General features: G+C 72.8%; 25 protein-coding genes. 12 read left to right on the top strand and 13 right to left on the bottom strand.

Annotated features, from left to right (window positions below):
- The first annotated feature begins 85 nt into the window (after positions 1 to 85).
- The gene (locus tag BJP60_RS13905; RefSeq protein ID WP_203136427.1) at positions 86 to 292 is read left to right on the top strand and encodes a hypothetical protein; all 207 of its coding nucleotides are present in this window, start codon (positions 86 to 88) and stop codon (positions 290 to 292) included.
- Here the strand turns inward: BJP60_RS13905 and BJP60_RS13900 are convergent.
- Positions 280 to 927 carry an alpha/beta hydrolase gene (locus BJP60_RS13900; protein ID WP_203136426.1) on the bottom strand — a complete coding sequence of 216 codons (648 nt, stop codon included), beginning with the start codon at positions 925 to 927 and terminating at the stop codon, positions 280 to 282. The two genes, BJP60_RS13905 and BJP60_RS13900, sit on opposite strands and share 13 nt — an antisense overlap.
- Before the next feature lie 77 nt (positions 928 to 1,004).
- Here BJP60_RS13900 and BJP60_RS13895 point away from each other — a divergent pair, with 77 nt between their 5' ends.
- The gene (locus tag BJP60_RS13895) at positions 1,005 to 1,628 is read left to right on the top strand and encodes an NUDIX hydrolase family protein (protein ID WP_203136425.1); all 624 of its coding nucleotides are present in this window, start codon (positions 1,005 to 1,007) and stop codon (positions 1,626 to 1,628) included.
- 34 nt (positions 1,629 to 1,662) lie between these two features.
- On the opposite strand, the gene BJP60_RS13890 is transcribed toward BJP60_RS13895, so the two are convergent.
- Positions 1,663 to 2,178: a hypothetical protein gene (locus BJP60_RS13890; protein ID WP_203136424.1), complete on the bottom strand. Its 516-nt coding sequence runs from the start codon at positions 2,176 to 2,178 to the stop codon at positions 1,663 to 1,665.
- 1 nt (position 2,179) lies between these two features.
- A complete protein-coding gene (locus BJP60_RS13885; protein ID WP_203136423.1) occupies positions 2,180 to 3,247 on the bottom strand; it encodes a threonine aldolase family protein in 1,068 nt (355 codons plus the stop codon).
- Between the two features lie 496 nt (positions 3,248 to 3,743).
- Between BJP60_RS13885 and BJP60_RS13880 the strand changes: the two genes are divergently transcribed.
- Both BJP60_RS13880 and BJP60_RS13875 read left to right on the top strand, forming a co-directional pair.
- Positions 3,744 to 4,976, top strand: coding sequence for a histidine kinase (locus tag BJP60_RS13880; RefSeq protein ID WP_203136422.1), 1,233 nt, complete (start codon positions 3,744 to 3,746; stop codon positions 4,974 to 4,976).
- Positions 4,973 to 5,608, top strand: coding sequence for a response regulator (locus BJP60_RS13875; protein WP_203136421.1), 636 nt, complete (start codon positions 4,973 to 4,975; stop codon positions 5,606 to 5,608). Before BJP60_RS13880 ends, BJP60_RS13875 begins: the two co-directional genes overlap by 4 nt.
- Before the next feature lie 72 nt (positions 5,609 to 5,680).
- Here the strand turns inward: BJP60_RS13875 and BJP60_RS13870 are convergent, their stop codons facing one another.
- The gene (locus BJP60_RS13870; RefSeq protein WP_203136420.1) at positions 5,681 to 6,571 is read right to left on the bottom strand and encodes a LysR substrate-binding domain-containing protein; all 891 of its coding nucleotides are present in this window, start codon (positions 6,569 to 6,571) and stop codon (positions 5,681 to 5,683) included.
- A 72-nt stretch (positions 6,572 to 6,643) separates the two neighbouring features.
- Between BJP60_RS13870 and BJP60_RS13865 the strand changes: the two genes are divergently transcribed.
- Positions 6,644 to 7,564, top strand: a complete 921-nt coding sequence (locus BJP60_RS13865) for an EamA family transporter (RefSeq protein WP_203136418.1) — start codon at positions 6,644 to 6,646, stop codon at positions 7,562 to 7,564.
- A 21-nt stretch (positions 7,565 to 7,585) separates the two neighbouring features.
- Here the strand turns inward: BJP60_RS13865 and katG are convergent, their stop codons facing one another.
- Both katG and BJP60_RS13855 read right to left on the bottom strand, forming a co-directional pair.
- Positions 7,586 to 9,823, bottom strand: a complete 2,238-nt coding sequence (gene katG, locus BJP60_RS13860) for a catalase/peroxidase HPI (protein WP_203136417.1) — start codon at positions 9,821 to 9,823, stop codon at positions 7,586 to 7,588.
- A 34-nt stretch (positions 9,824 to 9,857) separates the two neighbouring features.
- Positions 9,858 to 10,313, bottom strand: a complete 456-nt coding sequence (locus BJP60_RS13855; RefSeq protein ID WP_203136416.1) for a Fur family transcriptional regulator — start codon at positions 10,311 to 10,313, stop codon at positions 9,858 to 9,860.
- 178 nt (positions 10,314 to 10,491) lie between these two features.
- Here BJP60_RS13855 and BJP60_RS13850 point away from each other — a divergent pair, with 178 nt between their 5' ends.
- On the top strand, positions 10,492 to 11,274 hold the full coding sequence (locus BJP60_RS13850) for an ABC transporter ATP-binding protein (RefSeq protein WP_203136413.1): 783 nt from the start codon (positions 10,492 to 10,494) through the stop codon (positions 11,272 to 11,274).
- Positions 11,271 to 12,782, top strand: coding sequence for an ABC transporter permease (locus BJP60_RS13845; RefSeq protein WP_238439447.1), 1,512 nt, complete (start codon positions 11,271 to 11,273; stop codon positions 12,780 to 12,782). Before BJP60_RS13850 ends, BJP60_RS13845 begins: the two co-directional genes overlap by 4 nt.
- Before the next feature lie 455 nt (positions 12,783 to 13,237).
- Here BJP60_RS13845 and BJP60_RS13840 read toward each other — a convergent pair whose 3' ends face one another.
- Together BJP60_RS13840 and BJP60_RS13835 are read right to left on the bottom strand one after the other, a co-directional pair.
- Entirely contained in the window at positions 13,238 to 13,765 is a 528-nt protein-coding gene (locus BJP60_RS13840) for a GNAT family N-acetyltransferase (protein WP_203136411.1), read from the bottom strand.
- On the bottom strand, positions 13,758 to 14,291 hold the full coding sequence (locus BJP60_RS13835; protein ID WP_203136410.1) for a hypothetical protein: 534 nt from the start codon (positions 14,289 to 14,291) through the stop codon (positions 13,758 to 13,760). Before BJP60_RS13835 ends, BJP60_RS13840 begins: the two co-directional genes overlap by 8 nt.
- 69 nt (positions 14,292 to 14,360) lie before the next feature.
- Between BJP60_RS13835 and BJP60_RS13830 the strand changes: the two genes are divergently transcribed.
- Entirely contained in the window at positions 14,361 to 14,990 is a 630-nt protein-coding gene (locus BJP60_RS13830; protein WP_203136409.1) for a 2-phosphosulfolactate phosphatase, read from the top strand.
- 173 nt (positions 14,991 to 15,163) lie between these two features.
- Here the strand turns inward: BJP60_RS13830 and BJP60_RS13825 are convergent, their stop codons facing one another.
- Positions 15,164 to 16,561: a cation:dicarboxylate symporter family transporter gene (locus tag BJP60_RS13825; RefSeq protein WP_203136408.1), complete on the bottom strand. Its 1,398-nt coding sequence runs from the start codon at positions 16,559 to 16,561 to the stop codon at positions 15,164 to 15,166.
- A 173-nt stretch (positions 16,562 to 16,734) separates the two neighbouring features.
- Between BJP60_RS13825 and BJP60_RS13820 the strand changes: the two genes are divergently transcribed.
- Positions 16,735 to 18,456 (top strand): sensor histidine kinase, encoded by a 1,722-nt coding sequence (locus BJP60_RS13820; protein ID WP_203136407.1) that lies wholly within the window; start codon positions 16,735 to 16,737, stop codon positions 18,454 to 18,456.
- Complete coding sequence (locus BJP60_RS13815) at positions 18,453 to 19,154, top strand: response regulator (RefSeq protein WP_203136406.1); 702 nt, start codon at positions 18,453 to 18,455, stop codon at positions 19,152 to 19,154. Before BJP60_RS13820 ends, BJP60_RS13815 begins: the two co-directional genes overlap by 4 nt.
- Before the next feature lie 144 nt (positions 19,155 to 19,298).
- On the opposite strand, the gene BJP60_RS13810 is transcribed toward BJP60_RS13815, so the two are convergent.
- The gene (locus BJP60_RS13810) at positions 19,299 to 19,787 is read right to left on the bottom strand and encodes a SprT-like domain-containing protein (protein WP_203136405.1); all 489 of its coding nucleotides are present in this window, start codon (positions 19,785 to 19,787) and stop codon (positions 19,299 to 19,301) included.
- A gap of 52 nt (positions 19,788 to 19,839) precedes the next feature.
- On the bottom strand, positions 19,840 to 20,406 hold the full coding sequence (locus BJP60_RS13805; RefSeq protein ID WP_203136404.1) for a TetR/AcrR family transcriptional regulator: 567 nt from the start codon (positions 20,404 to 20,406) through the stop codon (positions 19,840 to 19,842).
- Between the two features lie 180 nt (positions 20,407 to 20,586).
- Between BJP60_RS13805 and BJP60_RS13800 the strand changes: the two genes are divergently transcribed.
- Positions 20,587 to 21,060, top strand: coding sequence for a dihydrofolate reductase family protein (locus BJP60_RS13800; protein ID WP_336244351.1), 474 nt, complete (start codon positions 20,587 to 20,589; stop codon positions 21,058 to 21,060).
- A gap of 18 nt (positions 21,061 to 21,078) precedes the next feature.
- On the opposite strand, the gene BJP60_RS13795 is transcribed toward BJP60_RS13800, so the two are convergent.
- Positions 21,079 to 21,606, bottom strand: coding sequence for a hypothetical protein (locus tag BJP60_RS13795; protein WP_203136402.1), 528 nt, complete (start codon positions 21,604 to 21,606; stop codon positions 21,079 to 21,081).
- A gap of 93 nt (positions 21,607 to 21,699) precedes the next feature.
- Positions 21,700 to 22,560, bottom strand: coding sequence for a spermidine synthase (locus tag BJP60_RS13790; RefSeq protein WP_203136401.1), 861 nt, complete (start codon positions 22,558 to 22,560; stop codon positions 21,700 to 21,702).
- 125 nt (positions 22,561 to 22,685) lie between these two features.
- On the opposite strand from BJP60_RS13790, the gene BJP60_RS13785 reads away from it, so the two are divergent.
- Positions 22,686 to 23,831, top strand: coding sequence for a benzoate/H(+) symporter BenE family transporter (locus BJP60_RS13785; RefSeq protein ID WP_203136400.1), 1,146 nt, complete (start codon positions 22,686 to 22,688; stop codon positions 23,829 to 23,831).
- The last annotated feature ends 147 nt before the right edge of the window (positions 23,832 to 23,978 follow it).

Raw genomic sequence — 23,978 nt, 5'->3', positions numbered from 1 at the left:
CACCGACATCGGGCGGGGGCTGGACAGGGCGAACTCCGTCCCGCGGGGGAGGTGCCGCGCGGGCGAGGTGCGTACCGTCGGGCCCATGAGCGCTCAGAAGCCCTCGGAATGGAACTGGCCCCTCGGCATCGCCTTCGGGATCGTGTTCGGTCTGGCGCTGGGGAATCCTGCCTTCGGCTTGGCCTTCGCCATCATCTTCGCGATCGTGTTCGCCGAGAAGCCCAAGCCCGGGCCGACCTCCGACGACCGGGGAGTGACCGGCGAAGACGGATCCGGCGATCAGCCCCGCTGATCCACCTGCTTCTCGAGGAACACGCGCACGTCCGCGAGCTCCTGCTCGTGGACCGCGTGACGCAGATCCGGATAGATGCGGCCGACGAGGTCGCTGTGGCCGGGCAGCCAGTCGGTCGTGTGCAGCACGAGCTGGCCGGGGATGACGTCGTCCAGCACGCCGCGTCCCCAGAACACGGGCGGGCGTCGCTCGGCGAGCTCGGCGTCGCGTGGCAGCTCGCCCGGCGTCGCGTAGCCCGAGAGGTTGACGACGAAGGAGAAGCGCTCGGGATCCAGCCGCAGGGCCTGCAGCGCCACCGCGCCTCCCTGCGAGAAGCCGAGCAGCCCGATGCTCGTCGCCTCGGACGCGACGGCGTCGAGCCACGTCAGCAGCGAGGCGGCCGCGCGCGTGACGTGCGCCGCGTCGCGGCTTCCGAGGCCCTCGATCGGATACCAGGATCGACCGGGCGTCGGAAACGGCGGCTCGAGCGGCGCGCGCACGGCCGCGACCGCGAACTCGGCCGGCAGGTGCGGCGTCAGGGCGAACAGATCGCGCTCGTCGGCGCCGTAGCCGTGCAGCAGCACGAGCAGCGGACGGCCCGCCGGTTCTTGCGACCAGAGCACCGCGGCGTCGTCGAGGATCGGGGTCTCAGGCACCCGTCCATCCTGCCGCGGGGCGCCGACGTTCCTCCAGAGGGCAGAGGGATCCCATCCGCTGCGGGTATACAGGATGCATGGCCGTACGCACTCCCGACCCCGATCCCGACGACCAGCCCTCCGACGACGCGGACTTCTCCGCGGTCGGCGCGGCCGGCTTCGGCGGCGTGCCCGGCGGCGGCGCGAACCCCGCCTGGCTGACCGACATCGAGCTCGCGGAGATCCGCCGCCGCATGCCGATGCTGTACGTCGAGGCGGTGCCGGTGCGCACCGACGGCACGGGCGCCGTGACGCAGGTGGGCATCCTGCTGCGCGCGACGCCGATCGGCGAGATCACCCGCACGATCGTCTCGGGCCGGGTGCGCTACGGCGAGACCGTGCGCGACGCGCTGTTCCGGCACCTCGAGAACGACCTCGGCCCCATGGCCTTCCCGCTGCTGCCGCCGTCGCCCGTGCCGTTCACGGTCGCCGAGTACTTCCCCATCCCCGGCGTCAGCCCGTACCACGACGACCGCCAGCACGCCGTGTCGCTCGCCTTCGTCGTGCCGGTCACGGGAACGTGCGAGCCCCGGCAGGACGCCCTCGAGGTCACCTGGATGACGCCCGAGGAGGCGTCGTCCGAGACGCTCGCGTCCGAGATGGAGGGCGGGCGCTCCACCCTGGTCCGCACGGCTCTGGCGAGCGTCGGCGCCCTGCGCTGACGTCGCCGCGTGGCGGCGCCCTCGTCAGGACGGCTCAGCCGTGGGCGAGCAGTTCGAGTCCGATGACGGCGAGGCCCAGCCCGGCCTCCGCGCCCAGCACGAAGAGCTTCTGCCACCAGCTCGCGCGCGTGCGCCGCACGGCCAGCCAGCCGATCGCGACGAGGGCGACGATCAGCGCGGCCTTCGCCCCGCGCAGCGCGTGCGACAGGGTCCACACGTCGAAGACGGCGAGCGCGAGGAAGACGAACGGCAGCGCCACCGCGCCGATCGCGCCGAGCGACACCGCGGCGGCGCGGCGCAGTTCCGCGCGCGTGTGGATCTCGCCGTGCACGACCAGGTGCGACACGAGATCCGCCACGAACACGGCCAGCAGCGTCGCGGCGGACGTGACCGCGAGCGTGGCCATCGCCTCGCCGGGGGTGGGATGGCCGTGGCTGTCGAGCGTGATCACGACCGCGAGCGCCGTGAAGGTCAGGTAGATCCGCTCCTTCAGACGCTCGGCGCGCTCCTGCGGGGGCAGCTGGGCGCGCGTCGTCCGGTTGCGGGACATCTCAGTCGGCCCGGGTCTCCGCCGCGATCGCGGCCACGAACGCGTCCACGTCGGCCTCTGCGGTGTCCCAGCTGGTGAGCCAGCGCACCTCGCCCGTCGCCTCGTTCCAGTCGTAGAAGCGGAAGCGCTCGCGCAGCCGGTCGGCGACGCCGGGCGGCAGGATGGCGAAGATCCCGTTCGTCTGCGTCGGCTGCGTGAACGACACGCCCCGGATGGATGCGTCGGCGAGCCCCGACTCGATCCCCGACCGGAGCCGGGCGGCCATCGCGTTGGCGTGCGCGCCGCCGCGCAGCCACAGGTCGTCGGTCAGCAGCGCGACGAGCTGCGCCGACACGAACCGCATCTTCGAGGCCAGCTGCATGGCCGACTTCCGCAGGAAGTCGATCCCGTCCACGGCATCGGGATTCAGCACCACGATCGCCTCGGCGCCGATGGCCCCGTTCTTCGTGCCGCCGAAGCTCAGGACGTCCACGCCGACGTCGCGCGTGAACGCCGGCAGCGGCGCGCCGAGCGCGGCGGCCGCGTTGGCGATCCGGGCGCCGTCCATGTGCACCTTCAGGCCGAGCGCGTGCGCGGTGTCGGCGATCGCCGCGATCTCGGCGACCGTGTAGAGCGTGCCGAGCTCGGTCGACTGCGTGATCGACACGGCCTGCGGCACGGCCTGGTGCACGCCGCGCGAGCCCGCGAACGACCGGATCGCCTCGGGTGTCAGCTTCGCGTCCGGGGTGGCGACGGGGACGATCTTGAACCCGCCGACCTTCTCGGGAGCACCGCCCTCGTCCGTGTTGATGTGCGCCGCGGCGGGGGCGATCACGGCGCCCCAGCGCGTGAGCATCGACTGCAGCGCGACGACGTTGGCGCCCGTGCCGTTGAACACCGGGAACGCCTCGACGCCCTCGCCCAGCAGCTCGGCGAACTGCTCCTGCAGGCGGGCGGTGTAGGGATCCTCGCCGTACGACACGGCATGCCCGCCGTTCGCCGCCGCGATGGCCGCGATGACCTCGGGATGCGCGCCCGCGTAGTTGTCGGACGCGAAGTGACGGCGGCTCGGGTCGTGCAGAGGATCCACCGGATCAGCCTACGGCGGCGGGCCGGGGCCGTCGGCGGCACCGCGGGGCCGTCGGGCGCCCTCCGGTCGCCCGCCCTACGGGCCCGGCGTCCGCCGGCCGGCCGCCCGATCCGCACAACGCAGGACGGAATACCCGCCACGAGGATGATCCAGGCGGTGTCGCGGCGCGTCGCCCACCCGGCTCCTGCGTTGTGCGGGGGCGCGGGCGCCCGCCGGTCGCCCGCCCGACGGTCGGCCGCCCGATTCGCACAACGCAGGACGGAATGCCCGCCACGAGGATGATCCAGGCGGTGTCGCGGCGCGTCGCCCATCCGGCTCCTGCGTTGTGCGGGGGCGAGGGCGTCTGGGGGGCACAACGAAGGCACGACCATCGCCGCGAAGCCATCGGCGCCGCCTCGCGGCCGATTGTGCCTTCGCCGTGCATCGGCCGCGGAAGCGCCCCGGATACATCCCGCGGCGGATGTGCCCGACCCCGCGCAACCGTACGGTGAAGGGGATGGATCCGAGCCGCACCCCCGACACCGAAGCCCGCGCCGACGACGGGCGGCGACGCCTCTCGCGGCTGTTCCGCCCGGTCACGGCGACGCAGTGGGCGATCGACGTGACGGTCGCCGTGGTGTTCGCGGCCTTCGCGTATGTGACGATGGCCTCGCTCGGGACCGTGCCGCTGATCATGGCGGGGATCACCGTGACGCTGATGGTCGGCGCGCTGCTGCTCAGTCGCTGCTCGCCCCCGCTGGCGCTCGCCGTGGCGTGGATCGGCGCCCTCTGGCAGGTGGGCACCGTCCAGCCGCCCATGCCCGCGAACGTGGCGATCTTCGCCGTGCTGTTCGCGACGGCCGCCTACGGATCGCGCCTGGTGTTCTGGCTCGGGTTCGCGTCGGGCTTCGTCGGTGCGCTGATCATCGCGATCTACCTCACGATCGCGCCCGTGTGGGCCACCCAGGCGACGGAGTTCACCGCACAGACCGCCTTCGCCGTCGCAGCGGGGTTCAGCGCGGCCCTGTTCGCGCTGCTGCTGTCATGGACGCTCGGCGCGCTGTTCCGCGCCGTCTTCCGCGCGCGCGACGACCGCCGCGCCCAGCGCGAGGCCGAGGCGCGCGCGGCCGCCGAGGAGGAGCGGGGCCGCATCGCCCGCGACATGCACGACGTCGTGGCGCATTCGCTCGCCGTGGTGATCGCCCAGGCCGACGGCGCGCGCTACGCCGCCGCGGCGGATCCGGCGGCCGCGACCGAGGCGCTGACCACGATCAGCCAGACCGCCCGCGCCGCGCTCGCCGACGTGCGGCTGCTGCTGACGCAGCTGCGGCACCGGCAGGGTGAGGGTCCGCAGCCGACTCTCGCCGACCTCGAGCAGCTGTACGGCCAGGTGCGCGCCGCGGGCGTCGACCTGCGCGTGGACGTGGATCCTGCCCCTCCCGGCACGCCGCCCGCGGCCGTGCAGCTCGCGGTGTACCGGATCCTGCAGGAGGCGCTCACGAACGCGCTGCGGCACGGCGACGGCGGACCGGTCGAGGTCTCGCTCGCCTGGCTTCCGGATCGCGTCCGTCTCGGCGTGCGCAACGTCGTGCGCCCGGAGGGGCGCGCTCCAGAGCCGGGCGGTCACGGCGTGATCGGCATGCGCGAGCGCGCGCAGCTCACGGGCGGTCGCCTGGACGCCGGCCGCGACGGCGACGCGTGGGTCGTGCGCGGCGAGATCCCGATCGGCCCTGGCAGGATCGACGGATGATCCGCGTCGCTCTGGTGGACGACCAGGCCCTGTTCCGTGCGGGCATCCGCATGCTCGTCGCGTCGCAGCCCGACCTGGAAGTCGTGGGCGAGGCGGGCGACGGCCGTGAGGCGCTGGACGTGATCGCCGCGACCCGTCCCGACGTCGTGCTCATGGACATCCGCATGCCGGTGATGGACGGTCTCGCCGCGACCGCCGAGCTGCTGACGCGTCCGGATCCGCCGAAGGTCGTCATGCTGACGACGTTCGATCTCGACGAGGCGGCCGCGCGCGCGATCCGGCAGGGCGCGTCCGGCTTCCTGCTGAAGGACGCGGATCCCGAGTTCCTGCTCGCCGCGATCCGCACGGTGCACGCGGGCTCGTCGGTGATCGCGGCGGCCGCCACGCGCGACCTGTTCGCCCACTTCGCCGAGGCGCCGCGCCCCGTGCCGCCCGCGTACTCCGATCTGACCGAGCGCGAGCGGGAGATCTTCGCGCTCGCCGCGCGCGGGCTCAGCAACGCCGAGATCGCGGCGCGCGAGTTCCTCAGCGAGGCGACCGTGAAGACGCACATCAGCCGCATCCTGACGAAGCTCGCGCTGCGCGACCGCGTGCAGCTCGTCGTGTTCGCGTTCGAGCACGGCCTCGCCTGACCCGGCGCCGCCTGATCCGGCCCGCCGCCTGACCCGCCCGCCCGGCCTCGCCCCGCCGCCTCGAGGCGCGGTCTAACCCGCCCGCAACGCCTCCACCACCGCCGCGATCGCGGGGGACGGCGCCATCGAGCGCCGGTGGAGCGCGATGATCTCGCGCGTCGGCTCGGGGTCGCGCACCGCGACGGCCGTCAGGTCGTCGCCGAGCGCCGCGCGGCCGAGCCGGGGCACGAGCGCGATGCCGAGCCCCGCGCGGGCGAGGGCGAGGTGGCTGTCGAACTCCATCGCGACGTGCGCGATGCGCGGTCGCCGTCCCGTGCCGTCGTACATCCGCCCGAGCCACTGCCGGCAGATCGACCCCTCGGGCGTCGCGATCCAGCCCTCGTCGACGAGATCGTGCGGTGTCACGCTCGCGCGTCCGGCGAGCGAATGCCCCCGATGCAGGATGACGTCGGCGACATCGTGCGCGACGGACGTGGCGACGACGTGGTCGGGGATCTCGATCGGCACGTCGCCCCACGTGTGGACGATGCCGACATCGGCCTGGCCGGATGCGACGAGGTCGACCGCGTCCCACGGCTCGCGTTCCGTGAGCGCGAGCGTGAGCTCCGGATGCGCTTCGCGCAGACCACGAGCGCGCGGACCGACGAGTCCGCGCATGGCGGTGGAGAACGCGGCGATCCGCACGGTGCCGGCGACCGTGCCGGCCCGTCGGCGCAGAGCGGCCTGGACGTGCTCGATGTCGGCGAGCAGGCGCTCGCCCTCGTCCACGAGGTAGCGACCGTCGTGGGTCAGCATGACGCCGCGGCCCACGCGCTCCAGCAGCGGCACTCCCGTCTGCCGTTCGAGGCGCTTGATCTGCTGCGAGACCGCGCTCGGCGTGAAGCCCAGCGTGTCGGCCGCAGCACTCACGGTTCCTGCCGCGGCGACGGCGCGCAGTGCCGCCAGGGCGTCGAGATCGATCATGCACGAACGCTACCGAATCTCGTGCACGAACGTTCGCTGGTGCTGCACGGTTCGGGCGACCACGCTGGGAGCATGTCTCGCCGCGATGCCCTCCTCGCCGCCCTGGTCGCCGTGATCTGGGGCGTCAACTTCGTCGTGATCGATCTCGGCATGGGCGACGTCCCGCCGCTGCTGTTCGTCGCGGCGCGCTTCGCCGCCGTGGTGCTGATCGCGATCTGGTTCGTGCCGTGTCCCCGGGTGGGCTGGGTCAAGGTCGCGGGCGTGGGGGCCTTCATGGCGCTCGGGCAGTTCGGCCTGCTGTACGCGAGCATGGCCGCCGGGATGCCCGCGGGGCTCGCGTCGCTCGTGCTGCAGGCGCAGGTGGTGCTGACGATCCTGATAGCGGCGGGCGTGCTGCGTGAGCGACCGACGCCGGCGCAGCTCATCGGCGTCGTGCTCGGGTCCGGCGGGCTCGCGATCGTGGGCGCGGGCCGGGGCGGGCACGTGCCGCTCGCGGCTCTCGCGCTGTGCCTGGCGGCGGCGCTGTCGTGGGCCGTCGGCAACGTGATCGCGCGCGCGGCGAAGGCGCCGGGCGGGCTCGCCATGACGGTCTGGTCGGCGCTCGTGGTGCCGGTGCCGGCGTTCGCGCTGTCGCTGCTGATCGACGGACCGGACGCCGTCGCGCGCGGGATCGCGGCGTTCGGCTGGGAGGCTGCCCTCTCGACCGCCTACACCGTGCTGGCCGCGACGCTCGTCGGCTACGGCATCTACAACGGCCTGCTCGCGCGCAACCCGGCGTCGTCCGTCGCGCCGTGGATCCTGCTGGTTCCCGTGGTGGGGATGCTGTCCGCCTGGCTGGTGCTGGGGGAGACGCCGAACGCCGCCGAACTCGGCGGCGGCGCGCTGCTCGTGGCCGGCGTGGTCGTCGCGAGCGTCCGTGCGGGGCGGCGGGGGAGCGAGCGAGTGCAGGATCACCTGCCCGCGAACGCCGATGCCGCCCTCACCTCGCGGTGAGAGCGGCATCGGGCGCGGGGGTTACTTCTTGAGGTCGAAGCGGTCGTTCTCCATGACCTTGACCCACGCGGCGACGAAGTCCTTCACGAACTTCTCGTTGGCGTCGTCCGAGGCGTAGACCTCGGCCAGCGCGCGCAGCTCGCTGTTCGCGCCGAAGACCAGGTCGACGCGCGAGGCCTCCAGGCCCGTGTTCGACGTGAAGGTCTGGCGGTCCTCGGACGGCGTCCACTGAATGCCGAGCTCGAGAAGGTTCACGAAGTAGTCGTTCGTGAGCACGCCCGGCTTGTCGGTGAAGACGCCGAGGTTCGAGCCGTCCCAGTTGTTGCCGAGCACGCGCAGGCCGCCGACGAGCACGGTCGCCTGCGGCGCCGAGACGCCGAGGTGGTTCGCGCGGTCGAGGAACAGGTACTCGCTCGGCAGCTTCAGGTAGCCGCTGTCGTAGTTGCGGAAGCCGTCGGCGACCGGCTCGAGCCAGGCGAACTGCTCGACGTCGGTCTGCTCCTGCGTCGCGTCGACGCGGCCCGGCGTGAAGGGCACCTGGACCTCGACGCCCGCGGCCTTGGCGGCCTGCTCGATGCCCACGCCGCCGGCGAGCACCACGACGTCGGCGAAGGACAGGCCCGACTCGGCCGCGATCGTCTCGAGGTGGGCGATCACGGGTCGCAGCTGCTCGGGCTTGTTGACGCTCCAGCTGACCTGGGGCTCCAGGCGGATGCGGCCGCCGTTCGCCCCGCCGCGCTTGTCGGACGAGCGGAACGTCGCCGCCGCCTTCCACGCGGTCGACACGAGCTGCTGCACCGTCAGACCGGACTCGGCGATGAGCTGCTTCGCCTTGGCGATCGCGGCCTCGTCGGTCGCGGCGCTCGGCGCGGGCAGCGGGTCCTGCCAGAGGAGGTCCTCGGTCGGGACCTCGGGGCCGAGGTAGCGCGCCTTGGGACCCATGTCGCGGTGGGTGAGCTTGAACCACGCGCGGGCGAACGCGTCGGTGAACGCGGCCTGGTCGTCCTTGAAGCGGCGCGAGATCGCGTCGTACGACGGGTCGAAGCGCAGGGCGAGGTCGCTCGTGAGCATGCGCGGCTCGCGCTTGGCGTCGGAGTGCGACATCGGCACCATGTCGGCGCCCGCGCCGTCCTTCGGCCGCCACTGGTGCGCACCGGCGGGCGACTCCATGAGCTCCCACTCGTACGCGTACAGGATGTGGAAGAACTCGTTGTCCCAGCGGGTCGGGTGGTAGGTCCACGTGACCTCGAGGCCCGACGTGACGGTGTCCTCGCCGTTGCCCGTGCCGTAGCCGTTCTTCCAGCCGAAGCCCTGCTCCTCGAGCGGAGCGGCCTCGGGGTCGGGGCCGAGCAGGTCGTCCTTGTGCGCGCCGTGCGTCTTGCCGAACGTGTGGCCGCCGGCGATCAGGGCGACGGTCTCCTCGTCGTTCATGCCCATGCGGCGGAACGTCTCGCGGATGTCGCGCGCCGAGGCGAGCGGGTCGGGGTTGCCGTTCGGGCCCTCGGGGTTGACGTAGATCAGACCCATCTGCACTGCCGCGAGGGGCGCCTCGAGCTCGCGGTCACCCGTGTATCGCTCGTCGTCCAGCCAGACCTTCTCGGGGCCCCAGTACACGTCGTCGTCGGCCTCCCACACGTCGGGGCGGCCGCCGGCGAAGCCGAAGGTCGGGAAGCCCATGGTCTCGAGCGCGACGTTGCCGGCGAGGATCATGAGGTCGGCCCAGGAGATCTTCTGGCCGTACTTCTTCTTGACGGGCCACAGCAGGCGACGCGCCTTGTCGAGGTTGCCGTTGTCGGGCCACGAGTTCAGCGGGGCGAAGCGCTGCTGGCCGGCGCCGCCGCCGCCGCGACCGTCGTGCGAGCGGTACGTGCCCGCCGCGTGCCACGCCATGCGGATCATGAAAGGCCCGTAGTGACCGAAGTCCGCCGGCCACCAGTCCTTCGACTCGGTCATCACGGCCGCCAGGTCGGCCTTCACCGCGGCGAGGTCGAGGCTGTTGAACGCGGCGGTGTAGTCGAAGTCCTCACCCAGCGGGTTCGCGACCGCGGGGTTCTTCGCGAGGATCTTCAGGTTCAGCTTGTTCGGCCACCACTCGGTGTTCGCCGACCCCATCGTGGGGTGGACGCGCTTGCCGGGGACATCCTGGACGGACGGTCCGGTGCCGGGGAGGGCGGGTTCGCTGTCGACGGCCGCCGGCTGGGGGGAGCCGGCGGGGCTGTCGTACCCGAAGGGGCAGGAGCCGGTGGTGCTCTCGGTCATGTTCGCCTTTCGTGCGGGAAGGGGATCGGGAGGGTCAGGAGGCGGACGGCTGCGCGGCCGCCTGGCAGTCGGGGCACAGGCCCCAGAAGATGAGCTCGGCCTCGTCGATCGCGAAGCCGCGCGGATCGGCCGGCATCATGCAGGGCGCCGCGCCGTGCTGGCACGCGACGTCGACGATCAGGTCGCACGAGCGGCACACCAGGTGGTGGTGGTTGTCGCCCACGCGCGACTCGTAGCGCGCGACGAGCCCGTGCGGCTGGATGCGCCGGATGAGGCCCGCCTCGGTCAGGGCGTGCAGCGAGTCGTACACGGCCTGGTGCGAGACGGCCGGCAGCTGCTCGCGCACGGCCCGGATCACCGTGTCGGTGTCGGCGTGCGCGTGGCCGTGCACGGCCTCGAGCGTCGCGACGCGCGGGCCGGTCACGCGCAGCGCCGCAGCGCGCAGCGCCTGCTCGGCGTGCGACGCGCTCGCGTCATGCTGGTGGGTCACGGGAGATCCGATCGATTCAAAGATTTGAATGATTCAAACCTAGCCGCACCCCTCCGACATCGTCCAACCGATGCTCCTCTCGGCGCGTCGCGCGCGGATCCGGATCATCCTTCCGATGTACGCGGATGCGTCCCGGGGCCGATGAGGAGCACCCGCCCCGCTCCGTAGCGTCGGTGACATGGAGATCACGACCACCGACATGGGCCTCGCCGCCCGCGTCCAGAACCTCACCAAGACGAACGGCTCGGGCGACGGCGCCGTGCGCGCGCTCGACGACGTCACGGTCGGCATCCGCCGCGGACAGTTCACCGCGATCATGGGCCCCAGCGGCTCGGGCAAGTCGACCCTGATGCACATCATGGCCGGACTCGATGCGCCCACCGCGGGCCGCGCGTGGATCGGCGACACCGACATCACCGGCCTGCGGGACACCGAGCTGACGCTGCTGCGCCGCCGCCGCGTGGGCTTCGTCTTCCAGGCCTTCAACCTGGTGCCGACCCTCGACGTGCGCGGCAACATCCTGCTGCCCTTCGACCTCGACGGCCGCACGCCGGACGCGCACGAACGGGCGCGCATCGACGGCCTCGTCGACTCACTCGGCCTGGGCTCGCGGCTCGCGCACCGCCCGCACGAGCTCAGCGGCGGTCAGCAGCAGCGCGTCGCGATCGCCCGCGCGCTCGCGACGGCGCCCGACCTCGTGTTCGCCGACGAGCCCACCGGCAACCTCGACTCCCGCACGGGCCGCGAGGTGCTCGCTCTGCTGGCGGCCGCCAGCCGGGACCACGGCCAGTCGATCGCGATGGTCACGCACGACCCGATCGCGGCGAGCCACGCGGACCGCGTGCTCTTCCTCGCGGACGGGCGCATCGCCGCCGACAAGCCGCGTCAGACCGCCGAGCAGATCTCGGCCCACATGCTCGCGGCGGATGCGCCCGCGACCGCCGCGGTGGTGACGGCATGACGCGGCAGCTCGTCGACCAACGCGATCGCACGGAGGCCGCGACCACGCCGCGCTCGGCGCTCACCACCACCGTCCCGGACACCTCCGGCACCGCCCCCTGGAGCTCGCGGTTGGCGTTCCTGCGCGAGCGCGGCATGGGCGCGTCGATCCTCGTCGCCGCGCTCTCGAGCGCGTTCGGCGTGCTGCTGCTGAGCGCGACCGGGTTCATCGGCGCGCTGATCGCGGCCGACCCCTACCTGGGCGACTCGGCTCTCGCGCTCGCCGTCATCTCGATCCTCGGCGGCGTCCTGCTGCTGCTCGCGCTGTACGTCGCCGCGATCGTGACGGCCAACACGTTCTCGACCATCGTCGCCGGCCGCACGCGCCAGATCGCGCTGATGCGGCTGATCGGGGCGACCTCGCGCTCGCAGCGTTCCGAGGTCGCGACGCAGGGCCTCGTCGTGGGCGCGATCGGCGCCGCGATCGGCCTCGCCGTCGGCATCGGGATCGCGGCGGCGGGCATCGCGCTCGGCCGGCGCTTCGTGGGGGACGTGCCGTACGACGTCGCACAGGCGTCGCTGCTCATCCCGGCCGCGATCGTCGTGCTCACGACGTGGGCCGCGGCGTGGGCCGGCTCCCGGCGCGTGCTCACCGTCACGCCGCTGCAGGCGATCGGCCGGTCCGTCGAGCGTCAGCACGACGAGTTCGCACGCCCCGCGCGCAGCGTGACGTCGCTGATCCTGATCGGCCTGGGCGCCGCCCTGCTCGGCCTCGGCGTCATGATCGGCATGGCGAACCCGCTCGGCGTGCTGCCCGCGTTTCTGGGCGGCCTGCTTTCCTTCACGGGCCTCGTGATCGGATCCACCGCGATCATGCCGCCGCTGCTGCGGATCACCGGCCGGATCTTCGGCGGATCCGCCGTCGCGCGCCTCGCGTCGGAGAACGCGCTGCGCTACCCCGAGCGGTCGAGCCGCACGGGCATCGGCGTCGTGGTCGGTGTCACGCTCGTCACGATGTTCGCGGTGGCGGCCGAGACCGCGCAGCAGCTGATGATCACCAGCGCCCAGCAGTCGGGCTACCCGCAGGAGCGCATGGCCGTGCTCGACAACTTCGCGCTCGTGATGATGGTGCTCGTCGGGGTGTCCGCGGTGATCGCGGCGGTGGGCCTCGTCAACCTCCTCACGATCGGCGTCGTGCAGCGCCGCCGGGAGCTCGGCCTGCTGCGCGCGCTCGGCCTGTCGAACGCGCAGATCCGTCGGATGGTGCTGCTCGAGGCCACGCACATCACGCTCACGTCGGTGGTGTTCGGCCTGGTGCTCGGCATCGCGTACGGCTGGGCCGGGGCGCAGTCGGTGCTCGGTGCCGTCCCGCTGCAGATGGGCCTGTCGGCCTTCATCGTCACGCCGGCGATCCCGTGGCTGACGATCGGCGGCGTCGTCGCGGCGGCCGCGGTGCTCACGCTCGTCGCCGCCGTGACTCCCACGCGCCTGGCGACGCGCGTGGCACCGGTCGAGGCGCTCGCCGACTGAGCGCCCGTCCTGCGCGCCGAGCCTGTCGGGGGCTCGGCGCGCAGTGGTGTCTCGACGGCTCAGGCGCTGCCAGGGCTCGGCCGTGGGGCGTTCCTGTGTCCCCCTTGTTCGTTGAGCGACGAGCGCAGCGAGGAGTCGAAACGGCTCGGGCGCTGCCGGGGGTTGGACCGGCGGGTTGTTCGGGCCGTTTCGACTCGCTTCGCTCGCTCAACGAACAGGGTGCGTTGGGGCTGTATCCCCCTTGTTCGTTGAGCGACGAGCGCAGCGAGGAGTCGAAACGGCTCGGACGCTGCCGGGGGTTGGACCGGCGGGTTGTTCGGGCCGTTTCGACTCGCTTCGCTCGCTCAACGAACAGGGTGGGGCGGGGCTGTATCCCCTTGTTCGTTGAGCGACGAGCGCCGTTTCGACTCGCTTCGCTCGCTCAACGAACAGGGTGGGGCGGGGCTGTATCCCCGCTAGATGCCGCGCACCATGCGCAGCTCGTGCAGCATGACGCCGCCGTGGCGCTCGTCCTTCGTGGCGCCGTCGCGGCGGAAGCCGATCTTCTCGTAGAAGCGGATGGCGCGGTCGTTGCCGTCCAGCACCCACAGGAAGGCGGGCAGATCGCCGATCGCGGCGTCGGCGAGCAGCGCGCCGGCGCCCGATCCGTGCCGCCGCGGGTGCACGTACAGCGCCCACAGCTCGAGCGGCCAGGGCGGGTCGTCGCCGCGAGCCGGTCCCGACGAGCTGAAGCCGATCAGGTCGTCGCCCTCGAGCGCGACCCACGTCCGCCCGGTCGCCTTGGGGTTCTCGAGCGTCGTGCGCCACCGCGCGGCGCGCGCCATGATGTCGAGCGAGTCGAGCACGGCCTGCGGGATCAGCCCGGAGTAGGCCAGCTGCCACGTCCGCACGTGCACCTCGCTGAGCCGGTCGGCGTCGTCGGGCACCGCGCGGCGGATCGTGAGCGCGGCGGCGCTCGACGCGGGGGCCGCGGCCTCAGTCATCGGCGGGGACCGGGTCGGCGAGCGCCGGGTCGGCGGGGGCGGGGTCGAACGCCCACGACGGGGCGAGCGTGCGCAGCCGCGCGGAGCGCCACTGCCACAGGGCCCAGAGCGGCGCCCACAGGACGGGGGCCGAGAGCCCGCGGATCACCAGCCGCTCGCGCCACAGCGTGCGGCTCGGCTCTCCCGGCGCCGGCGACACGGCCATCTGGTGGTCCCACACGTCCAGGGTCGCGAGCGGTCCCGTGAGCGGGATGCCGCAGTCGCGCAGGATGCGCACGTCCCCGTGCGCATCGACGCGATACCGGTCGTGCACCGACATGAGGTGGGCGCCGAGCCCGAGGCCGAACGAGCTGTACCGCACCGGGGCGTCGGCGCCGTCCTCCCAGCGCACCGGCATCCCGCCGCTCGCCATCGAATCGACGTGCAGCAGCGGCCCGTACAGCTCCGACATCACGGCCGGCGAGTGCAGCGCGCGCCAGGCGGCGTCGGCGTCGACATCGAGCTCGAACTTCTGCAGGATCCGCATGCCGCCACTATTGCACCGGATGACGCCGCCCCGCGCGGGGTGCCTGCGGTGTCGAATTACGCTGAGCGGGTGAGCTCCGCCTTCGATCAGTCCACGTACCAGGTCCGTCTCGAGTGGGGCGTCGAGGGGCTGCGCCGCCTCGCGCCGGCCGACGTGTACGTCGTGGTCGACGTCATCCGGTTCTCGTCGAACGTCGCCGCGGCGGTCGCGGAGGGCAACACCGTCACCGTCGCGGATTCGCCCTGCCCGAACGGCGGCGGGATCTCGCGCGCGCTCGCCGAGGCTCCCGGCGAGCCGCTGATCCTGGCGGGCGCGCTGCGCAACGCATCGGCCGTCGCGCGCGCGATCAAGGCCGAGCAGGAGCGCCGGCAGCAGCGCACGAGCATCGCGATCATCGCAGGCGGCGAGCGCACGCCCGAGGGCGACATCCGCTTCGCCGTCGAGGACCACCTGGGCGCCGGCGCGATCATCGACGCGCTCACGCCGCTCGGCATCGACCACTCCTCACCCGAGGCGGTGGCCGCCGCCGAGTCGTTCAACGCGCTGCGCCGCGCGGTCAAGCACCTGCTCACGTCGAGCGGATCGGGTCGCGAGCTCGAGGGCGACGAGGATCGCCTCGCACAGGTGCACGCGGCGGCGAAGGTCGACGACCTCGACGTCGTGCCCGTGCTGCGCGGCGGCGCGTTCGTGCGGCTCTGAGCCTTTCTGCCGCAGACCGCGCATTGGTGCGGCGAAGGCACCAGTGACGCTGCCGCGAGGTGCGCACGCCGCACCTTCTTGCCTTGCCAGGCCGGTTCGCCCCGTACGCACAACACGAGGGGCCGACGCGCCGGGCAGCCCGGCGACGTCGACCCCTCGCGGTTCGGGTCGGCTCAGCGCCGCCCGGCGGTGGTCGGGATCGTCGCAGAGATCGGCGACGGGCCCTGGCCGTCCTCGGGGAGCTGCGGCAGCTCGGATCCGTGTCCGTCGCCCGTCATGGACCGCTCGTCGAACGGCAGGTCGCCGCGCAGCACGTCGAGCGCGCGATCGCGGTCGAACTCCTTGGTCCAGGCGCCGATCACCACGGCGGCGACCGCGTTGCCCGTGAAGTTCGTCAGGGCGCGGGCCTCGGACATGAAGCGGTCGATGCCGGTGATCATGCCGATGCCGTCGACGAGATCCGGACGGTAGGTCTGCAGACCGCCCGCGAGCGTGGCCAGCCCCGCGCCCGTGACGCCCGCGGCGCCCTTCGACGCGATGATCATGAACACCAGCAGGCCGATCTGCTCGGGGATCGTCAGCGGCGTGCCCATCACGGTCGCGATGAACAGCGACGCCATCGTGAGGTAGATCGCGGTGCCGTCGAGGTTGAACGAGTAGCCGGTCGGCACCGTGATGCCCGCGACGGGCTTCGAGACGCCGACGTGCTCCATCTTCGCGATCAGGCGCGGCAGCGCCGACTCGCTCGAGGACGTGCTGACGATCAGCAGGTACTCGCGGCCGAGGTACTTCATGAGCGAGAAGATGTTGATCCGCGCCGCGAACCACAGCACGGCCGCCAGCACGACGCCGATGAACAGGACGCACGTCACGTAGAAGCCGATCATCAGGGTCGCGAGCGAGACGACCGCGCCCCATCCGGTCTCGCCGACGACGCCCGCGATCGCGCCGAACGCGCCGATCGGCGCGACCCACAGCACCATCGTCAGCACACGGAACACGACGGTCTGGATGGCGCGCACGCCGTCCAGGATCGGCTCGCCGCGCGATCCGAGCTGCTGGATCGCGAAGCCCACGAGCAGGGCGACGAACAGCACCTGCAGGACCGAGTCGCCGACGAGCGGCGAGAACAGGGTGGTCGGGATGATGCCCAGGATGAAGTCGGTCGTGGTCTCGGCCTCGCCCTCGACCTCGTACCCCGAGTTCGGGATCCGCAGGCCCTCGCCCGGGTGCAGGATGTTGCCGACCACGAGGCCGATCACGAGCGCGAACGTCGACATCACGAGGAAGTAGCCGAGCGCGAGTCCGCCGACCTTGCCGACCGTCGCGGCCTTGGCGATGGATCCGATCCCGAGCACGATCGTGCAGAAGATCACGGGAGCGATCATCATCTTGATCAGCGCGACGAAGCCCTTGCCGATCCAGGCCAGCGAAGCGCCGAACTCGGGCGCCGCGAGCCCCACGATGATGCCGGCGATCACCGCGATGATGACCGCGATGTAGAGCCAGTGCTGCTTGTCCAGGCCGCGCGTGCGCGCGGGCTTTCCGGGTGCGTATGGCGTCGTCGCCATGGGGTTCTCCTCTGGCCGGGGCGCCCGCTCTCGCCTCGATGCAGGCGGAGCGCACAGCGCCGTCGATGTGCGTCACGATCCTGTCCGCGCCGCGGCACCGGCCGGGACTTGCGTGCATAGTGTTCTCGCCGCGGGGTGACCCGCGCGCGCCGCCGCCCGCGACAATGGAGGGCATGCGACGCGAGGAAGCGCCTCGGGCGGCCGATGCCCGGAAGGCGGGCGACGCGCGCCCCATCCGGGAGCGCCGGCGCAGCATCGCCCGGCGGTTCCTCATCGAGCTGGGGCTCGTGCTGTGCGCGGGCGTCGCGGTCGTGTTCGTGGGCCTGGCGTGGGACGCGCACACGTCCGCGCACGATCGCGCGGCCGAGATCAGCACGGATCTCGCCACGACGCTCGCGATCGATCCGTCGGTCGTGCAGGCGGTCGCGCGGGCGCACGAGGAGGCGGTGTCGGATCGCGAGGGTTCCGTCACGCGCGCATCCGCCCGCCTGCAGCCGTACGTCGAGGGCATCCTGCGGGCGACGGATGTCGACTACGTCACGATCATGGACACCGATCGCACCCGCTACACGCACGCCGATCCCGAGCGGATCGGCGGCGAGTTCCTCGGCACGATCGAGCCCGCGCTGGCGGGCGAGACGTTCACGGAGGTGTACGAGGGCACGCTCGGGCCGTCCGTGCGCGCGGTGACGCCCGTGAGCGTGAGCGGCGAGGTGGTCGGCCTGGTGTCGGCGGGCGTGACGCTGCAGAGCGTGACCGCCTCGATCATGACGCGGCTGCAGATCGTCGGCGCGTTCACGGTGGTCGTGCTGGGACTGGGCGCGCTCGCCGCGTTCGGGCTGTTTCGTCGGCTCGACCGCGTGACCGACGGACGCGACGCGGACGAGCTCGCGCGCCTGTTCGCGGCGCACGAGGCCGTGCTGCACTCGCTCGAGGAGGGTCTGCTGCTCCTCGAGCAGCGCCCGGACGGACCGCGCCGCGTCGTGCTCGCGAACGACCAGGCCGTGCGCATGCTCGGCATCGACCGTCCGGCGCCGTTCGCGGTGGACGAGCCGTGGCTGCCCGAGCAGGTGCGCGCGCTGCTCGCCGCCGACGACCTCGCGGGCGTGGAGCGGGTGAACGGCCGCGACCTGCTGCTCGCGCGCGAGGACACCGAGCTGACAGGGGGAGGGCTGAGCGGCCGGCGGGCGCTCATCCTGACCCTGCGCGATCACACCGAGCTGCGGCGGATCACGGGCGAGCTGTCGAGCGTGCACACGATCTCCGACGCCCTGCGGGCGCAGGCCCACGAGTTCGACAACCGGCTGCACACGATCGCGACGCTGATCGAACTGGGGCGGGCGGACGAGGCGCTGAAGTTCGCGGCGTCGGAGCGCGACCTCGGGCAGCGGCTGGCGGATCGCGTGCTGCACGCCGTGGACGAGCCCGTGATCGCCGCGCTCATGCTCGGCAAGGCCGCGCAGGCGCACGAGCGGGCGGTCGAGATGCACTTCGAGACGCATCTCGCGCCGGGCACGCAGGGCCTGCAGCCGGCCGACGTCGTGACGATCCTCGGCAACCTGATCGACAACGCCACCGACGCGGCCGCGGCCAGGGCGGCGCGCACGGGCGACACCGACGCGTGGGTGGAGGTGTACCTGGCGTCGACGGACGACGGATCCCTCGTGTTCCAGGTCACGGACAGCGGCGACGGGATCGCGCCGGAGGACCGCGAGCGGGTGTTCCGCCGCGGGTTCTCGACGAAGGACGCCGGATCGCCGGCGCACGGCTACGGGCTCACGCTCGTGCGGCAGGTGGTCGAGGGGCTGGGCGGCACGGTCGAGGTGTCGGAGGCGCCCGGCGGCGGCGCGGTCTTCACGGCGATCCTGCCGGCGCCGGTGGGGGTCGCCGGATGATCCGGGCGCTGGTGGTCGAGGACGACCCGCGCACGGCGGCGGCGCACGCCGAGTACCTGCGGCGCATCGACGGGTTCGAGGTGGCCGGGCTCGCGCACACCGCGAGCGCCGCACGTCGCGAGCTGCGCGACGCGGTCGCGCGCGGCGAGCGGATCCACCTGCTGCTGCTCGATCTGAACCTGCCCGACGGTCACGGCCTCGATCTGTGCCGCGAGCTGCGCGCGTCGGGTCTCGCCGTCGACGTCATTGCGGTCACGGCCGTGCGCGAGCTCGACGCCGTGCGCCGGGCGGTGGCGGTCGGCGTCGTGCAGTACCTGATCAAGCCGTTCGTGTTCGAGGTGTTCGCCGAGAAGCTCGCCGCGTACCGGGACTTCTTCGACAGGATGCGCGCCCCGGTCTCGACGCTGAGCCAGCGGGAGGTCGACACGGCCTTCGCGGCGCTGCGGACGTCGAACGCACCCGGCCTCCCCAAGGGCCTGTCGGAGGAGACGCTCGACGCGGTGTCGCAGCTGCTCGCGGAGGGCGCCGATGCGCGCTCGGCGTCGGAGGTCGCCGAGGCGCTCGGGCTGTCGCGCGTGACGGCCCGGCGCTACCTCGAGCACCTCGCCGATCGCGGCGTGGCCGTGCGGGCGGCCCGCCACGGCTCCCGCGGACGCCCCGAGCTGGAGTACTCCCGCCCACGAGCCGCGACGGAGTGACGCGGCGCGGCGGACAGCCGGCCCGCCGGTATCCGTACTGTCCCCGCAATGGTGCGGCGAATGCACGAGTCGGGCCGCGGTGCGGTGCTCAAGGCGCACCTTTCCGCGCGCCAGCCGACAGCGGCAGCCGCGCGCCGCGCGAGATCAGCGCGGCGTCGCCGCCGCCATCCGTGCCGCCGCCGTGATCTCCCGGTGCTGCCAGCGGAACTGGTGGCGCGCGTCGAACCGCGGCGCGCACTTCACGCACGACATCGGACGCGTGGGGCGGCGGTGCCGATACGCCTCGTGCCCGGCGGGGCAGACACCCACCCAGGGGGCGAGCTCGTTCGCGGTCTCGCCGCGGTGCGTGGTGCCGCCGACGTATCCCAACTCGGACGCGATGCGCTTCCACGCCGGTCCGTGCCCGGCGGCCGGCCCCGCGAGCGCGTGCGCGACCTCGTGCAGCAGGGTCTGGTGGTTCGTGTCGTCGTCGTACCGTGCCGTCAGGTAGCGCGACACCGAGATGCGCTTGCGGGAGTAGTCGCACAGCCCGGCCCGGCGCTTGGCGTTGTCGAAGCCGAACGTCCACGACGGATCCAGGTGGTGATCGATGAGGGCCTGGGCCCACACCCGCACGCGATTCAGATCCGACACAACCGAAACGCTATCCGCCGTCACGGACGTCCGGGCGCGACGACGCGGGTTCTCAGGGCAGCAGTCGCGCCACGAGCTGCTCGACGATGTCGTCGGTCGAGGTGCCGGGATCGATCGGCACGGTCAGGCGGTCGAGCATGAGTCCGTCGATCGCGTAGTGGAACAGCGCGATGTCGGCGCGCGAACCGGGCAGGCCCGCCTGCTCGTTGAACGCCACGTCGGCGTCGAAGCCGCGCCCGCGCCAGGCGCTCAGGGCCTCGGCCACCGCGGGGCGACGCGCGGCCTCGAGGCGCAGCTCGAACAAGGCCAACGCGACATCCGGATCGGCCGACAGCCGTGCGACGACATCCCGGATGTAGCGCGCGAACAGCGCCCGAGAGGGCTTCTCGGCCGCGCGCGCGGCGAGGACCTCGGGATCCGGTGCGAGCCGCTGCTCGATCCGGCTGACGAGCTCGGCGATCAGTGCGTCGCGCGTGGTGAAGTAGTTCGAGGCTGTGCCCCGCGGCGTGCCGGCCGCGGCGTCGACCGCGCGGTGCGTGAGTCCTCTCGCGCCGGACTCCGCCAGGACCCGGATGCCCGCATCCGCGAGCGCGGCTCGTCGATCGTCGTTCCTCGCCATGGATCAAGGGTAGCGCGAACCACGACATCTGTCGTACTCTGGTGCAAAACCACAACACTTGTCGTGATTGGAGCGCAGGATGCGCGAACTCGTCTACTACGTCGCCGTCTCCCTGGACGGGCACATCGCCGCCCCGACGGAGCGGCGGATGCGCTTCTCGTCGAGGGCGACCATGCCTCCGTGCTGTTCGGGGAGTTCGGCGACGCGATCCCGGCCCATGTGCTCGGCGCGCTCGGACTCGAGGCTCCGGGCACCAAGTTCGACACCGTGGTGATGGGCTGGAACACGCTGCTGCCCGGCCTGGAGGTGGGGATCGGCAGCCCGTACCCGCACCTGCGTCAGTACGTCGCGAGCCGCAGCGACAAGCAGGTCGCGCCGGATGTCACGCTCACGCACGATCCCGTCGCGACCGTGCGCGAGCTCAAGGAGGAGGACGGGCTCGACATCTGGCTGTGCGGCGGGGGCGAGCTCGCGGGCACGCTGATCGATGAGATCGACCGCCTGGTGCTCAAGCGGAACCCGTTCGCGTTCGGATCCGGCATCCCGCTGTTCGGCCACGCGCCGTACGAGCCGCGCCGGTTCGAGCTGGTGTCGGTGCGGGCGTTCGAGTCGGGCGTCGTGATCGAGGAGTACGCGCGGCACCGGGCGGGCTGAGGGCGCGCCGGCCGCGTCTCAGCTGGCGATCGACGTGCGCTGGCGGCGCCGGTCGGCCGCCTCGATGCACAGCATCGTCGGCTCGAGCTCTGCGTCGGTCGCGCCCGACTCCTGGCGCAGGAACAGCGACTGCTTGAAGTCGGCGCGCGCCCCGGTCATGTCGCCGGCGTCGTACCGGGTCTTGCCGCGGTGCTGCAGCGCGAACGCCGCGATCGAGTTCCAGCCCTGGCCCTCGGCCTCATCGGCGCACGTCGACAGCTCGTGCTCGGCCGCGCCGTACGCGCCGCGCCACTGCTGGACGGACGCGTGCAGGATGCGCGCACGCAGCAGGTCCTTGCGGGTGCCCGACATGCGCGCGAGGCGCACGGCCTGCTCCGACAGCGTGAGCGCGTCGTCGAGCTGACCCAGCACCTTGAGCAGCCACACGCGCTCGAGCAGGGCGGGCAGGCTGCGCTGCTGCCCGATCTCGGCCAGGCGCTCGCGGCACTCGGCCGGATCGACGATCTCACGCAGGGTGTCGGGGTCGTACCCGTGGATGTAGCTCACTTGCGCAACTCCCTTCCCGCGGCCGTGGCCCGTCCAGTGTCACCCGGACGTCGGCGATCGCGAGCAGGCCACGCCCACGTGCGCCGGATCGGGCTACCGGTCGAACAGCACCGCGCTGGGCTTCGGCGAGTCGGTGGCGTCGCCGTCCACCGCGGGGCGCGCGCCCTGGATGAACGCGTCGATCTCGGCGCCCTGCGCGACCTTGGCCGGATGCGGCCCCGCCGCCATCAGCCGCGGCAGCCAGTCCGTCGGCAGGGGAGCGGCCGAGGCCGCGATCACGAGGTTGCCGAACCGGCGGCCCTTCAGCACCTGCACCTCGGCCAGCACGACCACCTCGGGGAGCACCTCGCGGATCGTCGCCACCTGCCGCCGCGCAAACGCCAGCCCGGATCCGTCCGCGACGTTCACCAGCAGCACGCCGGCCGGTGCGAGCAGCGCCGCGGCCGCGCGGTAGAACTCGACGGTCGTGAGGTGCGCGGGCGTCTGGGCCCCCGAATAGACGTCCGAGACCAGCAGCTCGACCGATCCGGCCATCGCGGCGGGCAGGCGCGAGAGGCCCTCACGGGCGTCGCCGATCCGGATCCGGATGCTCGCGCCCCGCGGAAGCGGCAGGTTCTCGCGCACCAGGTCGACGAGCGCCTGCTCGAGCTCGATCACCTGCTGCCGCGATCCGGGCCGCGTGGCCTCGATGTACCGCGGGATCGTCAGCCCGCCGGCACCGAGATGCACGGCCGTGAGGGGGCCGTCGGGGAGCTGATCGATCACGGCGCCCATCCGCGCGACGTATTCGAAGTGCAGGTGCGTGGGATCCGACGGATCGACGTGCGACTGCGGCGTGCCGTCGACGTCGACCTCGTAGCCGTGCGCGTACTCGCTCGGCACGATCCGGGCGATCCGTCCGTCCGACAGCCGGGCGCTGGGCGTCTCCGCCTCTCCGCGCCGCTGCCGTCCCATGCGTCCAGGCTACGGCCGTGGCGGGACCCGCGACCGCCGCGAGACCTCAGCTCCGGCGCGAGACATCACCGTGCGGCGATGTCTCGTGGCGCGGATGAGGTCTCGCGGGTCAATACGCTGAACGGATGGATCGCGGACGTGTCGCGCTGGCAGGGGTCACCACCGCGCTGGTGGGCTTCGCGAGCTCGTCGGCCGTGGTGCTCGCGGGCCTGCAGGCCGCGGGGGCCACCACGGCGCAGGCCGCGTCCGGCCTCGTGGCACTGTGCCTGACGCAGGCGCTCGGCATGCTCTGGTTGGCCCAGCGCACGCGCCTGCCCGTGGTGCTCGCGTGGTCGACGCCGGGTGCGGCGCTGCTCGCGGCGGGCACCGTGCCGGAGGGCGGCTGGCCCGCCGCGGTCGGTGCGTTCGCGATCGCGGGTTCGCTGATCGTGCTCACCGGGCTGTGGCCGGCCCTGGCCCGTGCGGTCGCGGCGATCCCCGCGCCGATCGCGCAGGCCATGCTCGCGGGCGTCCTGGTCGGACTGTGCCTCGCGCCGGTGCGCGCGCTCATCGACCAGCCGTCGGACATCCTGCCGATCGTCCTCGTCTGGCTGATGCTGATCCGCTTCGCTCCGACCTGGGCGTCGCCGGCCGCGTTCGCGGTGGGACTCATCGTGCTCGGCGTGGAGGCGGCACTGCACGGCGGGCTGGACGGACCCGTCCTTCCCGTGCTCGAGCCGGTGCTGCCGGTGTTCACCTGGCAGGCCGCGGTGGGCATCGCGCTGCCGCTGTACGTCGTGACGATGGCGTCGCAGAACGTGCCTGGATCGGCGGTGCTCGCCTCGTACGGATACCGCGCTCCCTGGCGAGAGAGCATGGTCGTCACGGGTGTCGGGACCATGGCCGGCGCGCCGTTCGGCGGTCACGCGATCAACCTCGCGGCGATCACGGCTGCGCTCGCCGCCTCTCCGGACTCGCATCCGGATCCCGCCGAGCGCTGGCGCGCCGTGCGGGTGTCGGCGCTGCTCTACCTCGTGCTCGCCGCGCTCTCCACCGCGCTGACGACGCTCGTCGGCGTCGCGCCCGGGGTGCTCGCCGCCGTCGCCGGACTCGCCCTGCTGCCGACCCTCGGATCGTCCCTGCGCGCCGCGATGTCGGAGGACCACGGTCGCATCCCGGCGGTGCTCACCTTCGTGGTCGCCGCCAGCGGCGTCTCGATCCTCGCGATCGGCGCGGCGTTCTGGGCGCTGGTCGCCGGCCTCGTCGCGCACGCGCTGCTCCGCCGCCCCTGACGCGCGGGGCGCGGTGCCGCCCCGGGACGCCGCCCCGCGAGACCTCATCGTCGGCGCGAGTCATCGACGTGCGGTGATGTCTCGCCGCTCCGGTGAGGTCTCGCGGTGAAGCGTGCTGCGGCAGCCCCGGCAAGGCACGACACCCTC

The sequence above is a fragment of the Microbacterium sp. JZ31 genome (assembly GCF_016805985.1).
GTDB lineage: Bacteria > Actinomycetota > Actinomycetes > Actinomycetales > Microbacteriaceae > Microbacterium.
This window is presented reverse-complemented; position numbering and strand designations above follow the sequence as displayed.

Bases quoted from the DNA above. Each gene is read 5' to 3' on its own strand.
- BJP60_RS13905 (WP_203136427.1), top strand. From the start codon at position 86: ATGAGCGCTCAGAAGCCCTCGGAATGGAACTGGCCCCTCGGCATCGCC.
- BJP60_RS13895 (WP_203136425.1), top strand. From the start codon at position 1,005: ATGGCCGTACGCACTCCCGACCCCGATCCCGACGACCAGCCCTCCGAC.
- BJP60_RS13890 (WP_203136424.1), bottom strand. From the start codon at position 2,178: ATGTCCCGCAACCGGACGACGCGCGCCCAGCTGCCCCCGCAGGAGCGC.
- BJP60_RS13880 (WP_203136422.1), top strand. From the start codon at position 3,744: ATGGATCCGAGCCGCACCCCCGACACCGAAGCCCGCGCCGACGACGGG.
- BJP60_RS13875 (WP_203136421.1), top strand. From the start codon at position 4,973: ATGATCCGCGTCGCTCTGGTGGACGACCAGGCCCTGTTCCGTGCGGGC.
- BJP60_RS13870 (WP_203136420.1), bottom strand. From the start codon at position 6,571: ATGATCGATCTCGACGCCCTGGCGGCACTGCGCGCCGTCGCCGCGGCA.
- BJP60_RS13865 (WP_203136418.1), top strand. From the start codon at position 6,644: ATGTCTCGCCGCGATGCCCTCCTCGCCGCCCTGGTCGCCGTGATCTGG.
- katG (WP_203136417.1), bottom strand. From the start codon at position 9,823: ATGACCGAGAGCACCACCGGCTCCTGCCCCTTCGGGTACGACAGCCCC.
- BJP60_RS13850 (WP_203136413.1), top strand. From the start codon at position 10,492: ATGGAGATCACGACCACCGACATGGGCCTCGCCGCCCGCGTCCAGAAC.
- BJP60_RS13845 (WP_238439447.1), top strand. From the start codon at position 11,271: ATGACGCGGCAGCTCGTCGACCAACGCGATCGCACGGAGGCCGCGACC.
- BJP60_RS13840 (WP_203136411.1), bottom strand. From the start codon at position 13,765: ATGACTGAGGCCGCGGCCCCCGCGTCGAGCGCCGCCGCGCTCACGATC.
- BJP60_RS13835 (WP_203136410.1), bottom strand. From the start codon at position 14,291: ATGCGGATCCTGCAGAAGTTCGAGCTCGATGTCGACGCCGACGCCGCC.
- BJP60_RS13825 (WP_203136408.1), bottom strand. From the start codon at position 16,561: ATGGCGACGACGCCATACGCACCCGGAAAGCCCGCGCGCACGCGCGGC.
- BJP60_RS13820 (WP_203136407.1), top strand. From the start codon at position 16,735: ATGCGACGCGAGGAAGCGCCTCGGGCGGCCGATGCCCGGAAGGCGGGC.
- BJP60_RS13815 (WP_203136406.1), top strand. From the start codon at position 18,453: ATGATCCGGGCGCTGGTGGTCGAGGACGACCCGCGCACGGCGGCGGCG.
- BJP60_RS13805 (WP_203136404.1), bottom strand. From the start codon at position 20,406: ATGGCGAGGAACGACGATCGACGAGCCGCGCTCGCGGATGCGGGCATC.
- BJP60_RS13790 (WP_203136401.1), bottom strand. From the start codon at position 22,560: ATGGGACGGCAGCGGCGCGGAGAGGCGGAGACGCCCAGCGCCCGGCTG.
- BJP60_RS13785 (WP_203136400.1), top strand. From the start codon at position 22,686: ATGGATCGCGGACGTGTCGCGCTGGCAGGGGTCACCACCGCGCTGGTG.